At 58.4% G+C, this 1,765-nt stretch carries 2 protein-coding genes; both read left to right on the top strand.

Going from position 1 to position 1,765, the window contains the following annotated elements; all coding sequences use genetic code 11:
- Positions 1-234, top strand: a 234-nt coding sequence (locus VZ95_RS26070; protein ID WP_045777218.1) for a hypothetical protein, incomplete at its 5' end; no start/stop codon positions are given.
- Between the two features lie 113 nt (positions 235-347).
- The gene (locus VZ95_RS24485) at positions 348-1,721 is read left to right on the top strand and encodes a globin-coupled sensor protein (protein ID WP_052711940.1); all 1,374 of its coding nucleotides are present in this window, start codon (positions 348-350) and stop codon (positions 1,719-1,721) included.
- Positions 1,722-1,765 lie beyond the last annotated feature (44 nt).

The raw sequence follows: 1,765 nt of genomic DNA, 5'->3' as shown, positions 1-1,765 counted from the left end.
CTTTGGTTCAACGCCGCCTACGGCCAGCAAATTCATTCGATTGAAATGGTCAATGCTTGGATTAAAGAAGGTAAGTTAAAGGACAATGGCTATAATCAGGTTCAGTTAGAGCCCATTGAGATTGCTGTTCAGAGAAGTTATTTCGACTATTTTGTCGAAGATATTGGTGTTTACGATCATGCCTATGATACGGCGCGAAAACACATAACGAAAACTCTGAGTGAAGGGGCTTGATGCCCCTTTTACATCCATTTCCGAGAAAATATACCATTGTATTCACGCTATTCGTTTGATTTTTAGCGGCAATTTAGCGGATAATGTCCGCAAGTATGTCGCTTGGAGGCTTTATGCGCGATTCTCCCCCCCTTGCCCAAACCGCAACCCCGATGCTCGCCGGTGAGGCGCAGGATTTGCGGTTCCGCTTTCTCGGGATCGACGCCAAAACCTGCGCGACGTTGCGCAGCCTCCTCCCGATTGTTCAGCCCCATCTTGAGGGCATTATCGAAGATTATTTTCAGAAAATTCTCAGCGTCCCGGCGGGCAAAGCCACCTTTGGGGCCAATCCCGAAACGGCACAGCAGATCAAAAAAGGCGCGGTCGATAGTTGGGTCGCGCAGCTTCAGGCCAATTTCGACGCGGCCTATTTCAAAAAAGCCTGTGCCCTGGGGCATATGTTCGCGAAGATTAAGTGGGAGCCGCGCTGGTTTATGGGCGGCAAAGTCTTCGTGGTGAACCGCATCATCGAAGTGCTTACGGCGCATTTCCGCTGGCGGCGTGAGGCGCTGACCGACGCGGTGACGGCGGTCAATCGCCTCGCCATGCTCGATTTGGACGTGATGACCACCGCGTATCTGGACGCGATGGAAGAAAAGGCGCGCGCCCGCCGCCTGCAAATCGCCGAATCCTTCGAAGGGCTGGTGCGCGGCGTGCTTACGGGCCTGCGGCAAGCCTCGGTCGATCTTGAAACCTCGGCGGGCTCGATGGCGGCGCTCGCCGATCAAACCAATAGTCAGGCGGTTTCGGTGGCCGATGCCGTGCGCCAGGCCTCCGCCAATGTCAAAAACGTCGCCCAAGCCACCGATAAGCTGCGCGGCTCCATCGCCGATATCGCCGAACGCGTCACCCATTCCACCGAAATCGCCCATAAGGGCGCGGCGGCGGCGGAAGAAACCAGCGGCACGGTGCAGGTGCTGGCGGAAGCCGCCCACCGCATCGGCGAGGTCGTGCAACTTATCCAATCGATTGCGGCACAGACGAACCTGTTGGCACTCAACGCCACCATCGAAGCCGCGCGGGCGGGGGATGCCGGGAAAGGCTTTGCCGTGGTTGCGGGCGAAGTGAAAAACCTCGCGGCCCAAACGGCGCGCGCCACCGAAGATATCACCCAGCAGATCAACGCCATTCAATCCGCAACGGCGGAAACCGTGCGCGCCATGCACACGATCAACAGCACGATCAGCGAACTCACCTCAATCAGCGGCACGATTGCCACCGCCGTGCAGCATCAGGAAACGGCGACCGCCGAAATCGCCCACAACTCCCTCGTCGCCGCCGAAACCACGAGCGATGTCGTCCGCACCGTCGGCCAAGTGATCGATGCGGCGGGTGAAACCGGCCAGTCGGCGGTGCGCGTCCACGGCAACGCCCAAGTGGTCGCCCGCGATGGCTCGGCACTGGATGGCGCGGTGCAGACGTTTTATCCGCTCGATCCTGGACGATGAGCCGGAGGAAAAGGCGGCGGCGTAGGGGAGATATTGATGGCTGC

The sequence above is a fragment of the Elstera litoralis genome, from assembly GCF_000963705.1.
GTDB lineage: Bacteria > Pseudomonadota > Alphaproteobacteria > Elsterales > Elsteraceae > Elstera > Elstera litoralis.
This window is presented reverse-complemented; position numbering and strand designations above follow the sequence as displayed.

Coding starts and splice junctions, on each gene's coding strand:
- VZ95_RS24485 (WP_052711940.1), top strand. CDS start 348: ATGCGCGATTCTCCCCCCCTTGCCCAAACCGCAACCCCGATGCTCGCC.